15 protein-coding genes are annotated in these 17,968 nt (G+C 56.7%); 9 read left to right on the top strand and 6 right to left on the bottom strand.

Translation table 11 applies throughout. The features are described from left to right. The first annotated feature begins 77 nt into the window (after window positions 1-77). On the top strand, window positions 78-656 hold the full coding sequence (locus HY868_26500; protein ID MBI5305708.1) for a DinB family protein: 579 nt from the start codon (window positions 78-80) through the stop codon (window positions 654-656). 72 nt (window positions 657-728) lie between these two features. Next, window positions 729-2,414 carry a carboxypeptidase gene (locus tag HY868_26495; GenBank protein ID MBI5305707.1) on the top strand — a complete coding sequence of 562 codons (1,686 nt, stop codon included), beginning with the start codon at window positions 729-731 and terminating at the stop codon, window positions 2,412-2,414. Window positions 2,415-2,447: 33 nt separating this feature from the next. Here HY868_26495 and HY868_26490 read toward each other — a convergent pair whose 3' ends face one another. From HY868_26490 to HY868_26470, 5 genes are all read right to left on the bottom strand, one after another. Beyond that, window positions 2,448-3,260: an enhanced serine sensitivity protein SseB C-terminal domain-containing protein gene (locus HY868_26490; GenBank protein ID MBI5305706.1), complete on the bottom strand. Its 813-nt coding sequence runs from the start codon at window positions 3,258-3,260 to the stop codon at window positions 2,448-2,450. Between the two features lie 29 nt (window positions 3,261-3,289). Continuing rightward, window positions 3,290-5,131 carry an aldehyde ferredoxin oxidoreductase family protein gene (locus HY868_26485; protein MBI5305705.1) on the bottom strand — a complete coding sequence of 614 codons (1,842 nt, stop codon included), beginning with the start codon at window positions 5,129-5,131 and terminating at the stop codon, window positions 3,290-3,292. Beyond that, window positions 5,128-5,559: an endonuclease domain-containing protein gene (locus tag HY868_26480; protein MBI5305704.1), complete on the bottom strand. Its 432-nt coding sequence runs from the start codon at window positions 5,557-5,559 to the stop codon at window positions 5,128-5,130. Before HY868_26480 ends, HY868_26485 begins: the two co-directional genes overlap by 4 nt. A gap of 99 nt (window positions 5,560-5,658) precedes the next feature. Further along, window positions 5,659-6,822: an iron-containing alcohol dehydrogenase gene (locus HY868_26475; GenBank protein MBI5305703.1), complete on the bottom strand. Its 1,164-nt coding sequence runs from the start codon at window positions 6,820-6,822 to the stop codon at window positions 5,659-5,661. A gap of 148 nt (window positions 6,823-6,970) precedes the next feature. Continuing rightward, a complete protein-coding gene (locus HY868_26470) occupies window positions 6,971-7,384 on the bottom strand; it encodes an SCP2 sterol-binding domain-containing protein (protein ID MBI5305702.1) in 414 nt (137 codons plus the stop codon). Between the two features lie 240 nt (window positions 7,385-7,624). On the opposite strand from HY868_26470, the gene pdhA reads away from it, so the two are divergent. From pdhA to HY868_26455, 3 genes are all read left to right on the top strand, one after another. Beyond that, window positions 7,625-8,629: a pyruvate dehydrogenase (acetyl-transferring) E1 component subunit alpha gene (pdhA, locus tag HY868_26465; GenBank protein ID MBI5305701.1), complete on the top strand. Its 1,005-nt coding sequence runs from the start codon at window positions 7,625-7,627 to the stop codon at window positions 8,627-8,629. Beyond that, window positions 8,622-9,593: an alpha-ketoacid dehydrogenase subunit beta gene (locus tag HY868_26460; protein MBI5305700.1), complete on the top strand. Its 972-nt coding sequence runs from the start codon at window positions 8,622-8,624 to the stop codon at window positions 9,591-9,593. The genes pdhA and HY868_26460 overlap by 8 nt, the downstream gene beginning before the upstream one ends. Window positions 9,594-9,685: 92 nt before the next feature. After that, window positions 9,686-10,942, top strand: a complete 1,257-nt coding sequence (locus HY868_26455; protein MBI5305699.1) for a 2-oxo acid dehydrogenase subunit E2 — start codon at window positions 9,686-9,688, stop codon at window positions 10,940-10,942. A 181-nt stretch (window positions 10,943-11,123) separates the two neighbouring features. Here the strand turns inward: HY868_26455 and HY868_26450 are convergent, their stop codons facing one another. Then, on the bottom strand, window positions 11,124-11,648 hold the full coding sequence (locus tag HY868_26450) for an HNH endonuclease (GenBank protein ID MBI5305698.1): 525 nt from the start codon (window positions 11,646-11,648) through the stop codon (window positions 11,124-11,126). Between the two features lie 583 nt (window positions 11,649-12,231). Here HY868_26450 and HY868_26445 point away from each other — a divergent pair. The 4 genes from HY868_26445 to HY868_26430 all read left to right on the top strand — a co-directional run bounded on the left by HY868_26445 (window position 12,232) and on the right by HY868_26430 (window position 17,865). Next, the gene (locus HY868_26445) at window positions 12,232-14,196 is read left to right on the top strand and encodes a GAF domain-containing protein (GenBank protein ID MBI5305697.1); all 1,965 of its coding nucleotides are present in this window, start codon (window positions 12,232-12,234) and stop codon (window positions 14,194-14,196) included. Further along, window positions 14,165-14,851, top strand: coding sequence for a response regulator transcription factor (locus tag HY868_26440; protein MBI5305696.1), 687 nt, complete (start codon window positions 14,165-14,167; stop codon window positions 14,849-14,851). Before HY868_26445 ends, HY868_26440 begins: the two co-directional genes overlap by 32 nt. 256 nt (window positions 14,852-15,107) lie before the next feature. Next, the gene (locus HY868_26435; protein MBI5305695.1) at window positions 15,108-15,785 is read left to right on the top strand and encodes a 4Fe-4S dicluster domain-containing protein; all 678 of its coding nucleotides are present in this window, start codon (window positions 15,108-15,110) and stop codon (window positions 15,783-15,785) included. A gap of 49 nt (window positions 15,786-15,834) precedes the next feature. Next, complete coding sequence (locus tag HY868_26430) at window positions 15,835-17,865, top strand: hypothetical protein (protein MBI5305694.1); 2,031 nt, start codon at window positions 15,835-15,837, stop codon at window positions 17,863-17,865. Window positions 17,866-17,968: the final 103 nt, after the last annotated feature.

The raw sequence follows: 17,968 nt of genomic DNA, 5'->3' as shown, positions 1-17,968 counted from the left end.
TGCTCACTTCCAACATCCAACATCCAAGTTCCAACCTCTAGCTTCCAACGTCCAACATCTAATTTCCAGAAACAACGATGCTCGATTTCACACCCGCCATCACCGGACAAATGACGTTCGCCCAGTTCGCGGCGCAATTCTCGGTGAATGATCTACGCCGATTCACGAACGAGATGATTGACGCGCAACTCGCGCTCATCGCCGATTGCGCCGACGCCGATGTCACCTTTGTCCCGAACGATCCTCTCGCACACGATCAGTTTGCCGAAACCGAAGACGAATTGACGATTGCGTGGACTCTGGGGCACGTCATCGTTCACGCGACCGCCACATCGGAAGAAGCCGCCGCCATCGCGTGCGAGCTCGCGCGCGGCGTACCGTTTCGCGGCGGACGTTCGCGCGTCGAAGTACCCTGGCGCGCGGTGACGACCATCGCGCAATGCCGGCAGCGTCTCGCAGAGAGTCGGCGCATGCGCCTCGCGTTGCTCGACGCGTGGCCCAATCAACCTGACTTGCAAAACGCGTACCAGGTCAGACCAGGCGCAGAACCGCGCAATGCGGTCGCGCGGTTTATTTACGGTTTGAAGCACGACACGGATCACCTGAAGCAAATCGTGGAAATTGTGAAGCAAGCAAAAAACAAGGATGAAGGATGAAGGCAGAAGGATGAATAAATTCTTCAGTATTCATCCTTCTGCCTTCATCCTTCCGCGTTCAAGGAGAACACGATGCCAGACGTTCGCTTCAACAAGTACTATCGCTACAATGAACTGACGCGTATTCTGAAAGCGTTCGCGAAAGAGCATCCCAAACTCGTCAGCATCGCCAGCATCGGCAAGAGTTACGAAGGGCGCGATATCTGGGTCGCGACGGTGACGAACACGGCGACCGGCGACGCGAAAGAGAAACCGGCGCTGTGGGTGGACGGCAACATTCACGCGAGCGAAATCTCGCCGTCGTCCGCGTGTTTGTATCTCATCAACAAACTCGTCAACGAGTACGGCAAAAAACCGGACGCAACCCGCGCGCTCGACACGCGCGCGTTCTACATCTGCCCGCGTTTCAATCCTGACGGTGCGGAACTCGCGCTCGCGGACAAACCGAAAATCGTGCGGTCGAGCGTGCGCCCGTACCCGTACGACGAAGATCCGATCGGCGGACTCGTGCAAGAAGACATGGACGGCGACGGGCGCATGTTGATGATGCGCGTGCCGGATCCGAACGGCGCGTGGAAAATTTCAGCGGAAGAACCGCGCTTGATGGTGCGCCGCGATCCAACCGAAAGCGGCGGGACGTACTATCGCTTGTTGGCGGAAGGTCGGCTCGACGATTACGACGGCGTCATCATCAAACCGCAACCGAAAAAAGAGCGGCTCGACCTCAATCGCAATTTTCCATTCGAATGGCGACAAGAAGGCGAACAAACTGGCGCGGGTCCGTACCCTACTTCGGAACCGGAAGTGCGCGCGGTCGTGCAATTCATCGCGAGCCATTCGAACATCACCGGCGGCATCGCATTCCACACGTACAGCGGCGTCATCTTGCGACCGTATGGCACCAAGAACGACGAGTCAATGCCAACCGAAGATTTGTGGACGTTCCAAAAAATCGGACAGAAAGGGACCGACCTTTCCGGTTATCCCAACATTTCGGTCTATCACGAATTTCGCTATCACCCGAAAGAAGTCATCACCGGCGTGTTCGACGATTGGCTCTACGATCATCTCGGCATTTATGGATGGACCGTCGAAATCTGGAGTCCGCAACGTCAAGCCGGCATCAAAGAGTACAAGTTTGTGGATTGGTATCGCGAGCATCCGTTCGAGCACGATGTGACGATGTTGCGTTGGAGCGATCAAGTTCTCGGCAGCAAGGGTTACATTGATTGGTACCCGTTCGAGCATCCGCAACTTGGCAAGGTCGAACTGGGTGGCTGGAATCAGTTGTACGCGTTCCGCAATCCGCCCGTCGAATTTCTCGAAAAAGAAATCGCGCCGTTTGCCGATTGGGCAATCTGGCATTTGCTCATTTCGCCGAAACTCGAATTGATGGAAACGAGCGCGACGCCGCTCGGCAAAGGCGCGTATCGCGTGCGGCTCGTCGTCAACAACACGGGCTGGCTGCCGACGAACGTGACCAAGCAAGCGTTGAAGAACAAGACGGTGCGCGGCATCGTGTGCGAAATCGAATTGCCGAAAGGCGCGACGCTCGAAACCGGCAAACTGCGCGAGGAACTGGGTCAACTGGAAGGACGCGCGTACAAACCCGCCGCGCCGGTCGGTTGGAGTTTCAACGATCAAACCGACGACCGGCTCAAGGTCGAGTGGGTCGTACACGCGCCGAAAGGCGGCACGGTCAACCTGGTCGCGCGGCACGAACGCGCGGGCACGGTGCGCGCGAAAGTGAAATTGTAAATTTTAGCCACGCCCTTAAGGCGTGGCTAAAATTTAATGGCGTTCGTAGATGAGCGTTTCCGGATCGGGTGTGACCGGCGGCGCGTCTTCATCGCCCAACACCATGAAATCGAGAAACTCGTCTTCGCCCAACACCGGCGTAATCGCTTCACCGAGCGCGTTCATCACGCGTTCGATCACTGCCTCGTCCGGTTCGCCTTCGAAATCAATCCCGGCGACGCGTTGCGGATCGCCGTTGCCCACCTGCAATTCAAAGAGATACGCCGCGCGAATTTCGGAATGACTCGCGAGCGCGTTCTTTAAGGTTGCGAGCAACGGCTCCGACGCCGGTTGCGAAAGCGGACCAAACGCGACGCGCGTGCCGGGTGGAATCGTCATCTGCGCCGCGCCCTCGTCGCCTTGCTCCGTCGGCATTATCCCGGACGCGAGCGCCTGAATCTCCCAGCGCGTCAACTCGCCGCCGACGACCGGTCCCGCGACGTTGATGAGCATACTCTCAATGTTCATATCGAGCGCCATCTGAAACAGATTCGGCGCGCTGACCGCGATGAAACTGCTGCCTTGAGATTTCCACGTGGTCATGGATTCTTCGTCCGTGAACGCGAACAAGGCGAACTTTTCTTCGTCGTCCTGCGCTACGATGAATTCGACCGGTGTTTCGCCTTCGACCGGTCGCCAGCCGATTTTTTTCTGCGCGCCGGGTTGCGGCGCGACGGGCACAAGTAACGTGCTTTGCAAGAACGCGGTGTAGAGATCCCGCCGTACATCCGCGTTATCTACCGATGCCACGGCTTGCATCGCGCGCACGAGTTCGGCATTTGTCGGTGTTGGTTGAGCAGTTGCCATTTCATCCTCCTTGGATTCTAAATCACGTACTATTTCCACAAATCATTTGCAATTTCGGTCATTCCGAGCGATTCCAATTTCTCGCGGCGCGGCTTGCCGCTCTCCCAGTCCCACTCGCGATACGTATAATACTCGCGCAGCATCGGTTCGAGTTCGACGACGTGTCCTTCCGTGCCGCCGTCGGCGAGCACGCGCGTCAACAATTCCGGTAATTTCTCGTTCGCGCGCGCGTCATAACCCAGTTTGAGATTGAGCGCGCGTTTCAAGTTCCACATCCGCTCACCCCAACCCAGGACGTGCTCCATCGTCACATCGAATCCGGTCGCGGCGGCAATCATCGCGACCATGTTTTGCACTGGCGGATTCGGGAAGATGCACTGGACGAGCGAGGCGCTCACCGCGCGCCAATCCTGATGCCGCGCGACCAACGCGGCTTTGCCACGCGTCTCGAACCGGTCCATCGGCAAGACACCCAGGTCTTCGAGCACGCGCCCGGTCTCGACGAAATAATATTCCGATTGGTTGTGGCTCGCGCCAATCGGCGAGGTGGCGTAGACGAGCGCCATGCCGCTCAACGCGCGCGGATCGTGCATCGCCAATTCCATCCCGTTGATTTGCACCGCGAGCGATTCAACGCCGTACCGCGCGCCGAACGATTGCACACCCTCCGCCAACGCGTCGCCGATGCCTTCGCGCCGTGCGATCATCTCGACTAGTTGCAACGCGCACGCGGCGTCGCCCCACCGGACATCATCGGCAAGAATGCCTTGCTCGCGCAGAAACATCGCGAACGCGATGGATGAACCGGCGCTGATCGAATCGAGTCCGAGCGCGTCACACTGTGAACCGATGTAGGTGATCGTTTCGAGATCGTCCACGAGCATCAATGAGCCGAACGCGACGAGTGTTTCGAGCTCGGGTCCTTCGCGATGCGGCAACGCGTGTCCTGCCGCGTGTTCGACCTTGCGTCCGCACGCGACGAGACATGCATGGCAGGTTCCCGTGCCGGTAAGAATCGTCTCGGTAAGCGTCGTGCCACTGATCTTGGAAAAATCGAACGCGCCTTGTGTCCAGTACTTGACCGGCAGGTCGCCGAGCAGACCCATGTAATCAATCGCGCCGCCGGTGCCGGTTGCCTTGAACATTTGTGTGGACATATCGTCGGGCAACATGTCGAGCGCGGGACGCCACGCGGCTTGGAATACGGCAGGGTCGCGCAGTTCGATTTTCGCGTTACCCGCGCGCACGGCAATGGCTTTGAGATTTTTCGCGCCCATCACTGCGCCCATGCCACAGCGTCCGGCAATTCCTTTTTTCGACCCAGGACGCGCGCTCGTCGCGAGGATCATCGCGTACTTGACGCGATGTTCCCCGGCGGGACCGATCGCGGCGACGGTGAGTTTCGCGTCGGCGAGTTCCGCGCGAATCGCGTCGCCCGTGTCGAACGTCGTCTTGCCGCGCAGATGCGTCGCGTCGCGTAACTCGACGCGATCCTCGCGAATCAACAAATAGACCGGCGTTGGCGCTGTGCCGCGCACGATGATGCCATCGTACCCGGCACATTTGAGATCGGGACCGAAAAAATTGCCGGCGTTCGCTTCGCCGTACAGTCCGGTCTGTGGCGAACGCGCGACGACAACGAAACGTCCCGCGCTCGGCGCGGGCGTCGCGTCGAGCGGACCGGTCATGAAAATCAGCGGATTGTCCGGACCGAGCGGGTCGGTGCGCGCGTCAATCAAATCGTAAAGATAACGCGCCGCGAGTCCCGCGCCGCCCAGGTATTGCGCGACGTACTTTTCGTTGAGCGGCTCGGTCGTGAATGTGCCCGAGGTCAGGTCAACGACGAGAATTTTTCCGGCGTAGGAATTCAAACCTCACCCCCTAGCCCCCTCTCCTCTAGCCACGTCCTTAAGGACGTGGCTAGAGGAGAGGGGGAATGGGTTGCTCGGCGAATGTGTTCGAGAACTTGGGCAAGATTGTTTTCAATCATTTGATTCGAAAAACGCAAGACGCGAATGCCATTTGCTTCGAGATATGCCGCGCGAATTTCATCGTGTTCCTTTTGCGAAAGGTCGCGATGAATTTCGCCAGCGGCTTCGATTTCGAGTTGATGCTCGACGCAAAACATGTCGAGGATGTACGGTTCGAATGGGTGTTGTCGGCGGAATTTCAATCCACCCAAACGGCGCCTGCGCAACGCGTTCCACAAAATTTCTTCGGCGCGGGTTGGAGTGCGGCGTTGTTCGCGCGCAGTGTAAACGGCTTGAGAAGTAGTCTTGCCGCGCAGTTTCCTTGTCATACGCGTTGCTCCTGTCATGCTTTGCTCTTTGTAGCCCCCTCTCCTCTAGCCACGCCCTTAAGGGCGTGGCTAGAGGAGAGGGGGTTGGGGGTGAGGCGATCAAAAATCCACCGGCTTGCCCACGTACGCGTACTCGAACAATTTTCGCAACTCGGCGCGCTCGGGTTGGCGCGGACTGGCAACGATCTGCGTGTCGTTCTCCGCGTGGTCCATCATCAACTCGAGCGCAGCGTCATAGTCCGCGCGCGCAATGCCGAGCGACGCGGCGTTTGTGTTCGAATCGAGTTGCGTTTCGAGCGCGCGCACTGCCGCGATAAATTTGTGCGTCGCGTCCTCCACATCGCACGCGTCCATGCCGATGAAACGCGCGAGGTCGGCGTAGCGATAGTGTCCGGCGTTCGCCGCGAATTCCATCGTGTACGGCAAAAAGAGCGAGACACAGCGTCCGTGCGGAACGTGAAACGCGCCGCCGAACGCGTGACCCAACGCGTGCGCGAGCGCGCACATCGAATTGATGAATCCCAGCCCTGCCATCGCGGCGGCGTTGTGCATTTTCTCGCGCGCCGCGGCGGCGTTGCCGTCATAGTACGCTTGCGGCAAGTATTCGAAAATCAAGCGCGTCGCCTGCAAACACATCGCGTCCGAAAAATCACTGTGCCACGTCGCGGAGTATCCTTCAATCGCGTGCGTCAACGCGTCTAGTCCGGTGTCGGCGGTGAGACGCGGCGGCATCTTCATCACGAACTGCGGATCCACAATCGCAATCGTCGCCAGCGATTCGCGCGAGCCGAGACCCAGTTTGCGTTTCTCGTGTGTGTCAGAGAGGACGATACCCCAGGTCACTTCTGCGCCAGTGCCGCTCGTTGTCGCAATCGTGATGAGCCGCGCCTTGCTGCCCAGACCCAGGTATTCGAGCGGGCTGATGCCGTCGGGCGGGAGATCGGGACGTTCGTACAACGCCCACATCGCTTTTGCCGCGTCCATCGCCGAGCCGCCGCCGAGACCCACGATCCAGTCCGGCGCAAACTCGCGCAAGAGTTGCGCGCCGCGTTGAACTGTTTCGAGACACGGCTCGGGTTCGACCGCGGCGAAGACGCGCGTTGCGATGTTCGCTTCGGCGAGTTGTTGCTGGACCAATTCGACGAAACCGAACGCGACCATTTGCGCGTCGGTGATGATGTACGCGCGCGTGCCGTGAATCTGCGCGAGGTACGACAGCGCGCCTTCGCCAAACACGATTTGCGGACTGTTAAAGAACCACATCGTTCCTCATTTCCGATTTCTAACTCGGACAAGCCGCAACCAAACAAAGCAATTTAGGACGCGGATATTTTTCTTGTCCGCGAAAATCCGCGTTTATCCGCGTCCCAAAATCTCTTGCTTGTTGCGCAACGCTTTCATTGGATAGGCACTACAGTTCAAATTCTGTTTCGATGCGCGTGCACGCTTTGATGATTTCTTGCGCGGCTTTGACGTTCTTCATAATCATCACCATGTTGCCTTTGAGTTTCAACTGCCCGGTCATCAACGCCTGAATCGGATCCAATTTTGCAGTGACGACTTGTTTCCATTTGGCGTACTTGCCCGACATGACAAAAGCGGGTGTCATTGAATTGGGATCGGCGACGATGGACGCCGCGCGCGATTTGCCATGCCACAAATCCATGTAGAGATAAAGCGGTTGCGTAAGCGCGCCGTCTGGCTCGACGACAAAATAAAAATCACCTTCCCAGCTTTTTGCCGCGTCCGCGTACGCTTCACTCGCGTTCAATTGATCGTGCAGTGCTTGCAACCATTCCGCCGAACCGAATTTGAGTTTTTCCATTGTCGCGTTTGCTCCTTTACGAAATTATAACACAAGGCAACGCACTGTCAACGAACACGCGCCACCCCTCTTGCGCGCAATTTCGATTTGGATACAATCGTCATGCAACGATTTCAAGATACAAGTGTTATGTTTTTTAGCAGCGACCGCCGTGGGGATATGCGATTTACCCGGTGGTTCATTTTTTGCCAGACACACTTGGAGAGGAACAAGATGGTTCAAACTAAAACGGCTGCGAAGATGCAAACCGCGCCGCGTGACGCGCAACTGCCGGTCACACGCGAGCAGGGTTTGGAATTTTTGCGGCAAATGTTGCTGATCCGCCGATTCGAAGAACGCGCGGAGCAGGCATATACCGAAGGCAAGATCGGCGGATTCTTGCATCTCTACATCGGCGAGGAAGCGATTGCCGTCGGCGCGATGGCAGGGCTGAACGCGGACGACGATGTGGTGACGCACTATCGCGATCACGGCTACGCGCTCGCGCGCGGCATTGATCCGAAAAACGCGATGGCGGAATTGTACGGCAAAGCGACCGGCATCTGCAAAGGCAAGGGCGGCTCGATGCACTTTGCCGATCCCAAGAAACATTTCTGGGGCGGCTATGCGATTGTCGGCGGACACATCCCGCTCGCGGTCGGTTTGGCATTCGCCGCGCAGTACCAAAATCAGCCGCGCGTCGCCGTCGCGATTTTTGGCGACGGCGCGACGAACATCGGCATGTTCCACGAATCGCTGAACATGGCGAAGGTGTGGAACGTACCGATGATCATTCTCGTCGAGAACAATCAGTACGGCATGGGTACCGCCGTGCATCGCGCGTCCGCCGTGCCGGACATGGTGACGAAAGCGCTCGGCTACAACATTCCGGCGGCGCAAGTGGACGGCAACGACGTGCTCGCGATGCGCGATGCAATGATGGTCGCCGCGCTCAAAGCGCGTCGCGGCGAGGGACCGCAGTTCATCGAGGCAAAGACGTACCGTTTTCGCGGTCACTCGATGGGCGACCCGCAACGCTATCGCACGAAAGAAGAAGTCGAAAAAATGAAGGCGCGCGATCCGATTGTGCGGTTCGAGCTTCAACTCGTCGAGCACGAACTTGCGACCCAGGATGATTTTGCGTTTCTACGCAACGACGTGGATCGCGTCGCCAGCGAAGCCGTCGAGTTCGCGGAAACCAGCCCGTTCCCGGATCCGTCGGAATTGTACTCCGACGTGTTCGCGCCGGAGGCGTCCAATGGCTGAGAAGAGTTATCGCGACGCGATCAAAGACGCGTTGCGCGAAGAAATGAAACGCGACGAGCGCGTGTTCATCATGGGCGAAGAAGTGGGCGTGTGGGGCGGCACGTATGCCGTAACGCGCGGCTTGCACGACGAGTTCGGCGACAAGCGCGTGCGCGACACGCCGATTGCCGAAGCGGTCATCGTCGGTGCGGCGATTGGCGCGGCGATGGGCGGCTTGCGTCCGGTCGCGGAATTGATGACGATCAATTTTTCGCTCGTCGCGATTGATCAAATCGTGAACAACGCATCGAAAATGTACTATATGTTTGGCGGACAGTTCAACTGCCCGGTTGTGATTCGCACCCCGGCGGGCTGGGGACAACTCGCCGCGACACACTCGCAAAGTTTCGAGGCGTGGTACGCCAGTCTCCCCGGCTTGATCGTCGCGATGCCGGGCACGCCGTACGACGCGAAGGGTTTGCTCAAGAGCGCGTTGCGTTCGAACAACCCGGTGATGTTCATCGAGCACGCGCGATTGTACGGCGTCACGGGTCAAGTGCCAGATGGCGAATACTTTGTGCCGTTTGGTAAATCGGATGTGAAGCGCGCGGGCAAGGACGTCACAATCGTGACGTACTCGCGTATGTTGCATGTGTCGCTCGCCGCGGCGGCGAAACTCGCGCAAGAAGGCATCGAAGCCGAAGTGATTGATCTGCGGACGTTGCGTCCGCTGGATATGAACCCGGTGATTGAATCGGTGAAGAAGACGCATCGCGCGCTCATCGTCGAAGAAGACTGGGTCTCGTGCGGCATGGGTGCGGAGATTGTCGCGCGCATCGCGAAGGACGCGTTCGATTACCTTGACGCGCCGGTCGAACGTCTCGGCGCGATTGAAGTGCCGATGCCGTACTCGAAACCGCTCGAACTGATGGCGCTGCCGGAAGAAAAGCATGTCATCGCGGCAGTCAAGCAGATGATTGCGTAAATCCGCAGGGGAGCGGAGGGGCAGAAGAGCAGGGGAGATTTTTCTCCTCTGCTCCCTTGCTCCTTTGCCCCCTGCTCCTGGGAATAACACAAATGGCTACAAATGTATTGCTCCCCGCCCTGGGCTTTGATATGACGAGTGGCGCGGTGGCGCGCTGGTTGAAAAAAGAAGGCGACGCAGTGCGCGAAGGCGAACCGATCGCCGAAGTGGACACGGAAAAAGCGACGGTTGAAATTCCGGCATTCGCGACCGGCGTTCTGCAAAAAATTCTCGTGCCCGCCGGACAAAATGTGCCGGTCGGGACGACGATCGCGATTGTTGGCGCGCCGGGTGAGACAAGCGCAATGTCTGTTTCGCCAAAATCGAACGCGCCGGTCGCAACAGCGCCGACCCAGGTTTCGGAAACGAAATCGCAACCAAGCAACGGCGATAGCTGGGTCAAGGCATCGCCCGTCGCGCGACGCATCGCCGAGGTCGAAGGTGTGAATCTGGCGGATGTGGCTGGCACCGGACCGAACGGTCGCATCATCCAGCGCGATGTCGAAGCGTATCTCACACGTCGCCCAAGCGGCGTACCCGCGCCCGCGATGTCGGTTGCGCCGCGTGCGCCCGTCGCACCGACACCAACCTCACCCCCATCCTCTCTCCTAGCAGGAGAGGGGCGCAGGGAAGAGGTTGCACTTTCGCGCATTCGCCAAGCGATTGCGCGGCGCATGACCGAAAGCAAGACGACCGTCCCGCATTTCTACGTCACGTTCGAAATCAACATGACGGACGCGATGAAGATGCGCGAGCAGTTGAACAATCTTGCGTCGGCAGAGGACAAAATTTCCGTGAACGATCTCGTGGTCGCTGCCGCCGCAAAAACGCTCAAGAAATGGCGCACGTTCAACGCGTCGTTTCGCGGCGACAAGCTCGAATTGCATGGCGACATCAATATCGGCGTTGCGGTTGCGCTCGACGATGGACTCATCACGCCCGTGCTGCACCACGCCGACCAGAAATCGTTAAAGGAACTCGCGCGCGATACCAAGGCGCTCGTCGAACGTACGCGCGCAAACAAGATGAGGGCGGACGATTTGACCGGCGGCACCTTCAGCGTGAGCAACCTGGGCATGTACGGCGTCGAAGAATTTTCCGCGATCATCGTTCCGCCCGAAGCCGCGATCCTGGCGGTGAGCGCGATTATCAAAAAGCCCAGCGTGATCGGCGAGCAAATTCAAATCGCGCAAATGATGAAAGCGACCATCTCGGTAGATCATCGTGTTGCCGATGGCGCGCAAGCCGCGCAGTTCATGCGCGACCTGAAAGCGTTGTTGGAGAATCCGGTCAATTTGTTGATTGACTGAGTAGCGTGTTGGCGTTTGGAGGTTCTTCCAACTTGAATTTGATTATCCGCGAATCACGCGAATCTCCGCTAGTAAATTTTACATTTGCGTGATTTGCGTGATTCGTGGATAAGCTTCCGATTGGAATCAATAGTCCATCTGAAAATGAAGAGAGACGTTGGATCTCAACGTCTCTCTTTTTTTACACCTGGATGTATTGTTTCCACTCGGGCAGAATGTCGAGCGTGAGCACCAAGTACGTCGCGCGTGGAATCTTGGGTTCAAAGTTCGGATCATAGAAATGCATCCCGGCTTCGTGCACCGAACGTCCGCCTTTGCGCGACTGGCACGTACGGCAAGACGTGACCGTGTTCGACCAGGTGTTCGCCGGTTCGCCGGTCTTTTTGCATTTCCATTGTGGAATAACGTGATCCACGGTCGCGTCGCGATGATTCATTTTCTCACCGCAGTACTGACACGTGTAGTGATCGCGCACAAGCACGCCGCGCCGCGACCACGTGGCGTTGCGTTGCGGCACATGCACGTACCGCTTGAGACAAATCACGCTCGGAAATTGCCAGGTTTGGTTGATCGTGCTGATCGTGCGACCGCGCCGCGTCTCGACAAGCTCCGCTTTGCCGGAGAGCAACAGCGTCAGCGCGCGCGACAAACCGATCAACCGCAAGGGTTGATAAGTGCTGTTGAGCAAGAGAACGGATTGAACCACCATTCCTCCTGAGAAACCACTCACCGATAAACAAAAAGGCGAAGGACGATGAACGACCTTCGCGTGATAACACACAGGCAAGAAAAAACGCGAAGGGCAAGCGCACCTTCGCGTCGAGAATCAACAGCCGGAACGAGCCGGTCTATCGCAAATGTCTCGACGCGTGGTCAAACATCACGCATTGGCAAATACACAGAATCGCGAACAAATTCTTGGTTCTCATTTCGGCGCTATTCTAGCAAAACTGGGGGAAATCGTCAAATCGAATGAGACAAGAGCCAAGCCCTTGTCGCAGGATTCTGAATCGTCAAAATGAACTTGTTTTACCGATGTATTTTGACGACCGGCGACCAGGATGATGCGCCGCGTTTGAAGCAGATACGTGTTTTGACTTTCCTCGTTCGGCGCACTATAATGAAAATGGTAAGCAATGCGGCTTGCGCCAATATAGTGGTACCGAGTGCCTCTCTCAACAAAGTTGGGAGAGGTTCTTGTTTGTGAGTACGGCAACATGAATCTTTCTCGTGTTCACTTTTCGCGTTCTGCGGTCTTGAGTCGGCGCTTGAGTTTGGAACGGTTCCGAGTGCAAGTGTCCAATGCTGGGCTGAGTTTCAAGGTATTGTTGATTATCGTCAGTGTTTCTCTGATCGGCGCGTTGACATCCTCTGCGCTCGTCCTCACGCTGCAACGGCAACAACTCATTGACAATTCGTTGTCGGCGACCACGCGCTTGAGCGACGGCATCCAAGCCAGTTTGGAATATGCCATGTTCCTGAATGATCGCGAAATGGCGAATCAGATCATTCAGAGGATCGTGCAAAAGCAAGGCATCGAACGCATTCGCATTTTGGATGCCGGCGGTGCAGTGACGGTCAGTTCGTTGCCGGGCGAGATCGGCAAACATTTTGATTATTCGAATCCCGCGTGCCAGTTCTGCCACGCCGGACACACGCGCCCCAGCAACCAAACAACGATCCACGCGGTGCCCGATCAGTCTGAAGTATTGCTCAATGTCAACTTGATCTACAACAAACCCCAGTGTTATCAATGCCATGTTCCCCAAGAAAAAATTCTCGGCATCCTGGTGGTCGAGTTACCATTGGCGGATTTGAGCAACCAATTAACTGCGGCGTTCTGGCGCATTTCTATCGCCGCGTTCGTCACGCTTGGATTGATGGCGGGACTAATGATCCTGGCATTACGGAAACTGATCATTCAACCGGTGCGAGACTTGGACAAGGGGATAGCCGAAATTCGCGCGGGCAATCTGGACTATGCGCTGCCGGCGCCGAACCACGACGAACTGGGCAACCTTGCCGAATCCTTTGATGCCATGCGCCAGCAACTTAAATCGTCGCATACGGAAATGAAACGCCGCGAACGAGAAGCGACCATGCTTCATCGTTTGATGCTAAACATTTCCGCATCGCTGGAACTAGAGCACGTCTTGGACGCGATCGCGCGAGGCGCGCGCGAAATGCTGGATGCCGACATCGGCGTCCTCGCGTTAAACGACGAGAACCCACGCCAGATGACTGTGAAAGCGTGCCTCGGCTGCCGCACCAACATCCTCGACGGACTCGCGATTCCAAGCGTCGAATCGAGTTCCGACCCTTTCTCCGCCAAACCGATTTATATCGAGTGTTGGAGCTTGGATTTGCCGATCCCGCGCGTCGCGGAACTGATTACACACGAGGGTATCGTTTCGTCGCTTGCCGCACCGATGTGGTCAAACGGACGGCGGTACGGATATGTCGGCGTGATGACGCGACAGCGCCGGCATTTTACGCGCGATGAGACGGAACTTTTTATGCGCCTGACCCAGCAAGTGGTCGTGGCAATCGAGAATGCCGAACTCTACCAGCGCGTGCGTCCGCTCGCAATCTTGGAAGAACGCGACCGCTTGGCGCGCGAAATGCACGACAACCTCGCGCAAATGCTGGGTTATATGAATATCAAAACGGCGATAACCGACGATCAGTTGGCAAAGAACCAGATCGCTCCGGCGCGTTCCAGTTTGCTCGAACTGAAACAGATCGTCAAAGAAGCGTACACGGATGTGCGCGAAGTGATCTTCAATTTGCGTTCGACGACCTCGGGATTCGGGCTGGTTCACACCCTGGGCGAGTATCTGACCGAATACCGCGCGCATTACGGCATTGACGCGCAACTCGTGGTCGAGCCGGGATGTCACGCCGATTTTCCGCCGGAGATCCAAGTCCAGGTCAATCGCATCATTCAAGAGGCGCTGACGAATGTGCGCAAGCACTCGGGAGCAAACCAGACACGCGTGCGCTTTGAACAAATGGATCGCCAGGTGCGGATCAGCATCGAAGACAATGGCAAGGGATTCGACCCAGCACACCTGAACCAAGAGAATCACCAACATGTGGGATTGCAGATCATGCGGGAGCGCGCCGAAAGTGTAGGGGGAGAACTGATGATTGATTCGCGAGACGGATCCGGTACTCGAGTTATGCTTCTCGTACCCATTTATCCAGTGGTTGAGGCGCCCCATGAAGACACAGCGTATCTTGCTAGTAGATGATCATGTCTTGTTCCGCAAAGGTGCGGCGGCAATTCTCTCCACGCGCACCGATGTTGAAATCGTCGGCGAAGCCGGCGATGGATTTGACGCAATCGAACGCGCGCGGGAGACCGTGCCGGACGTCATCCTCATGGACATCAACATGCCGCGCTGTAACGGCTTGGAGGCGGTCAAAGCGATCAAGGAAGAAATGCCTCACGCACGGATCATCATGCTGACCGTATCGGACGATGATCGCGATTTGTTTACGGCGATCAAGAATGGCGCGGACGGCTACTTGCTAAAAAACCTGGAACCGGCGCAATTGTTTGAAATGCTCGATGGAATTAGCCGCGGCGAAGCGCCGGTTTCCGGATCGCTCGCCGCCAAGATATTGAATGAATTCCGACAACCGAGCAAGCATTCCGTTGACGCGCAAGAAACTCGGAACGAATTGACCGCGCGCGAAATTCAAGTGCTCGAGTTGATCGTCCAAGGCGCGACGAATCGCGAGATTGCGGCTGCCTTGTCTATTGCCGAAGACACGGTCAAAATTCATCTCCGCAACATTCTCGAAAAACTGCATCTCAGTAATCGAATTCAAGCCGCCGTCTACGCTGTTCGGCAAGGTCTGGTTCACGAAGGAGCGAATCCAAGTAACTCTTCCGGGCGATAACGAATTCCACGCATAACTCGACCGGGCTATTGAAAAATAGCCCGGTTTTTATTTCCAAAATCACTCGAACGAGTATGGCGAGCCACGCGCTGATTGGCGATAATTTCGGTGGTGACCCATGACGAGGGTCGCGAAATCTCTCGGTGTTGCCTGCCGGCGGCATCGTGAGATTTCGTTTTTTGTGCATGCGCGACTCGGAAATCACATCCGATCGCTTTGGAGTGTTCTTTAGTTTGAAAGGGGGTCAGAGAGAAACATGGATGAAACAAAGAAGGGTGTCTCCCGGCGTGAGTTTGTAATCGGCGGCGGCGCGGTCGTTGCAGGGAGTGTGGTGCGTGGGTTGGTTGGGGTCCCCATGCTTCCAGAAGTCGTCATCAAAAAGATCCCGGTCGAAAAGCCCGTTGCCAAGCCAGCCGCGGCTGAAAAGTACCTGGTCGTAGACAGCAAGAAATGCGCGGGTTGTCTGACTTGCATGTTTACCTGTTCCATCGTCCACGAAGGCGCGGCAAGTCTTTCGGCATCGCGAATCCAGATTGTCCAGAATTCGCTTCAGGCATTCCCGTATGATCTGACCATGTACCAGTGCCGCCAATGCACCGATCCGTTGTGCGTGGACAATTGCCCGACCGGCGCGTGTAAGGTGGATGCGGTGAATGGAAACGTGCGCGTCATTGACCAAGCCAAGTGTATCGGTTGCCAGACCTGCCTGAAGACGTGCCCGCATCCGCCTCACCGAACGATGTGGGACACGGCTACAAAGAAAGCCACCAAGTGCGACTTGTGTACCAACACACCGTACTTTAACAAACCCGATGCCTCCAAGCCGCAGCAAGCGTGTGTGCTTGTCTGCCCGATGGGCGCGATTTCGGTCGTGAACAAAACGCCCGATCAGACGGATGACGGCGGCTATGACGTGAACCTGAGAAAGACCTAAGCGAGCGCAGGTTAGGGACAACTAACTACAAGGATTAAGGAAGGTAAATATGGCTAACGGATATGCAGGCAAGATTCTCAGGGTCAATCTAACGACCCAAACCATCACGTCTATCCCAACGAGTCAGTATCAGCAGTGGGGTGGCGGTCACGGCATAGGCACCGCGATCTTTTGGGACTTGTGCAAAGACAAGACGATCAAATTCAACGATCCTGGGAATGTCGTCACGATCATGACCTCGCCCATCACCGGCACGCAAGCGCCTTGTGCGGGACGCGTCGAAGTCCAGGGTATCGCGCCCCAACCGTACCCAATCGAGTGGTTCAATCGCAGCAACTTTGGCGGACGTTTCGGTCCCTTGCTGAAAATGGCGGGCTGGGACGGCATTGTCATTGAAGGCAAAGCGAACGCGCTCTCTTGGCTCAAGATCGTTGATGACAAGGTGACGATTGAGGATGCCAAAGCTATCAAAGGCATGGACTGTTGGGATACGCAATCTTATCTCTGGGCATTGCAAGCCGGCAATGTTTCCGCCGGTCAGTGGAGCACGGTTGGCAACGGCTTTAGCACGCAACGACCAGCCGTTCTCTGCACCGGTCTCGCCGGCGAAAATCAATCGCGCATTGCCGCGCTGATTCACGATGCCGGCAACGGCGCGGGAGAAAGCGGCTTTGGCGGAGTCTGGGGCTCGAAGAATCTCAAGGCAATCAGCGTGATTGGGACTGGCATGATTCAAGTGGCTGACCCCAAGGCGCTGATGGAAGCTCGCTTGTGGATTAAAGAGAATACGTTGGGGGTCGCGGCTGATACTGCGCAAGTTGCGACGTTCAGAGCGTCCGGTTGTTCGGGTTGTTCTATTCCGTGTCGAACGCGTTCAGCATCGAACACCAACAATGAATCCCAGTGCGTAGATACCTACTGGTATGCGGGCAGAAGTCTGCCGTTCGTCAACCCGAATATGTCCGCGATGGAAGCTCGCCGCGCAACCGACTTGATTCAACGCTACGGACTCGATGCGATGGAACAGTACATGTCGCATCAGTACGTCCGCAAGTTGTACGAAATGGGCGTGGCTGGTCCCGGCAAAAAGATTGATACGAAACCTCTGCCGATGGAAGCGTACGGCACGTTGGGCTTTGCCGAAGAATGGTTGAAAGCATTATCCAGCCGAACCGGCATCGGCGCTGACCTAGCCGAAGGCGCGATCCGAGCGGCGGCAAAGTGGGGCAGACTCGAAGAAGACCTGGAAAGCGGTTTACTGCAATTCCCGCAGTGGGGCTATCCGTACCACACGACGATGGAACACACCTGGGCGCTTGGCTCGTTGATGTCCGAACGCGAGATCAACGAACACTCGATGCGAACGCTGTTCCCCTCCGCGGATGTCGTCAAAACCACCACGGCGGAGCAAGTTGCCAACATCGCGGCAAAGAAATTGATTCCGTACGAAGGCGACCCGTTGATGGTCAACTACGGTCACGGACCTGACGGCGTCTATTCGATCCATGGCGCGAAACTCATCGCCTGGATGCGGCACTATAGCCGGTTCTGGAAACAATCGGTGTTGTACTGTGACCAAAGCAACTACATTCCCAGCTTCATGACCAGCACCCGCGCCAAGGTCGGTCTGACCCCGGATGCGGAACCCAAGTTTTACAATGCCGTGACCGGTCAGAACATGACATTCAAGGATGGCATGACCCTGGGTCAGAAAATCTACAACATAGACCATGCCATCTGGGTGTTGCAAGGGCGACATCGCGACCTGGAGCAATTCGCCGGATTCATGTACAAGCCGGGCGCGGCGTATGGCGGCATGGGTACGGACAAGAGCCAGATGTTCCTCTGCGCCGGGCACAGTGGCACCACGAACTATCCGGTCTACGAGAATGGCAAATGGGACTACAGCGGTTTGAAGGAAGTCTACTTTACTAAGGAAGGCATCGAGCAATTCAAGGACAACTTTTATACCGTCGAAGGTTGGGACCTCAAGACCGGCTGGCCCACCCGAAAGCTATTGGAAGGGCTAGGGCTGGGCTTTGTGGCGGACGCGCTGGTGGCAGCAAACAAGCTGGCGTAAATCGGATCAAGAAATTCAGGCGTAGTGCGGAGGGCTTCCCGTCGAGTAGAAGGAAGCCCTCTTGATTTGACAGATGCGATACGCGTACTGCATAATCAAGTAG

The organism is Chloroflexota bacterium (assembly GCA_016219275.1).
Taxonomy (GTDB): Bacteria; Chloroflexota; Anaerolineae; order UBA4142; family UBA4142; genus JACRBM01.
Note: the sequence above shows the minus strand (reverse complement) of the source record. Positions and strands in the feature narration are given on the sequence as shown.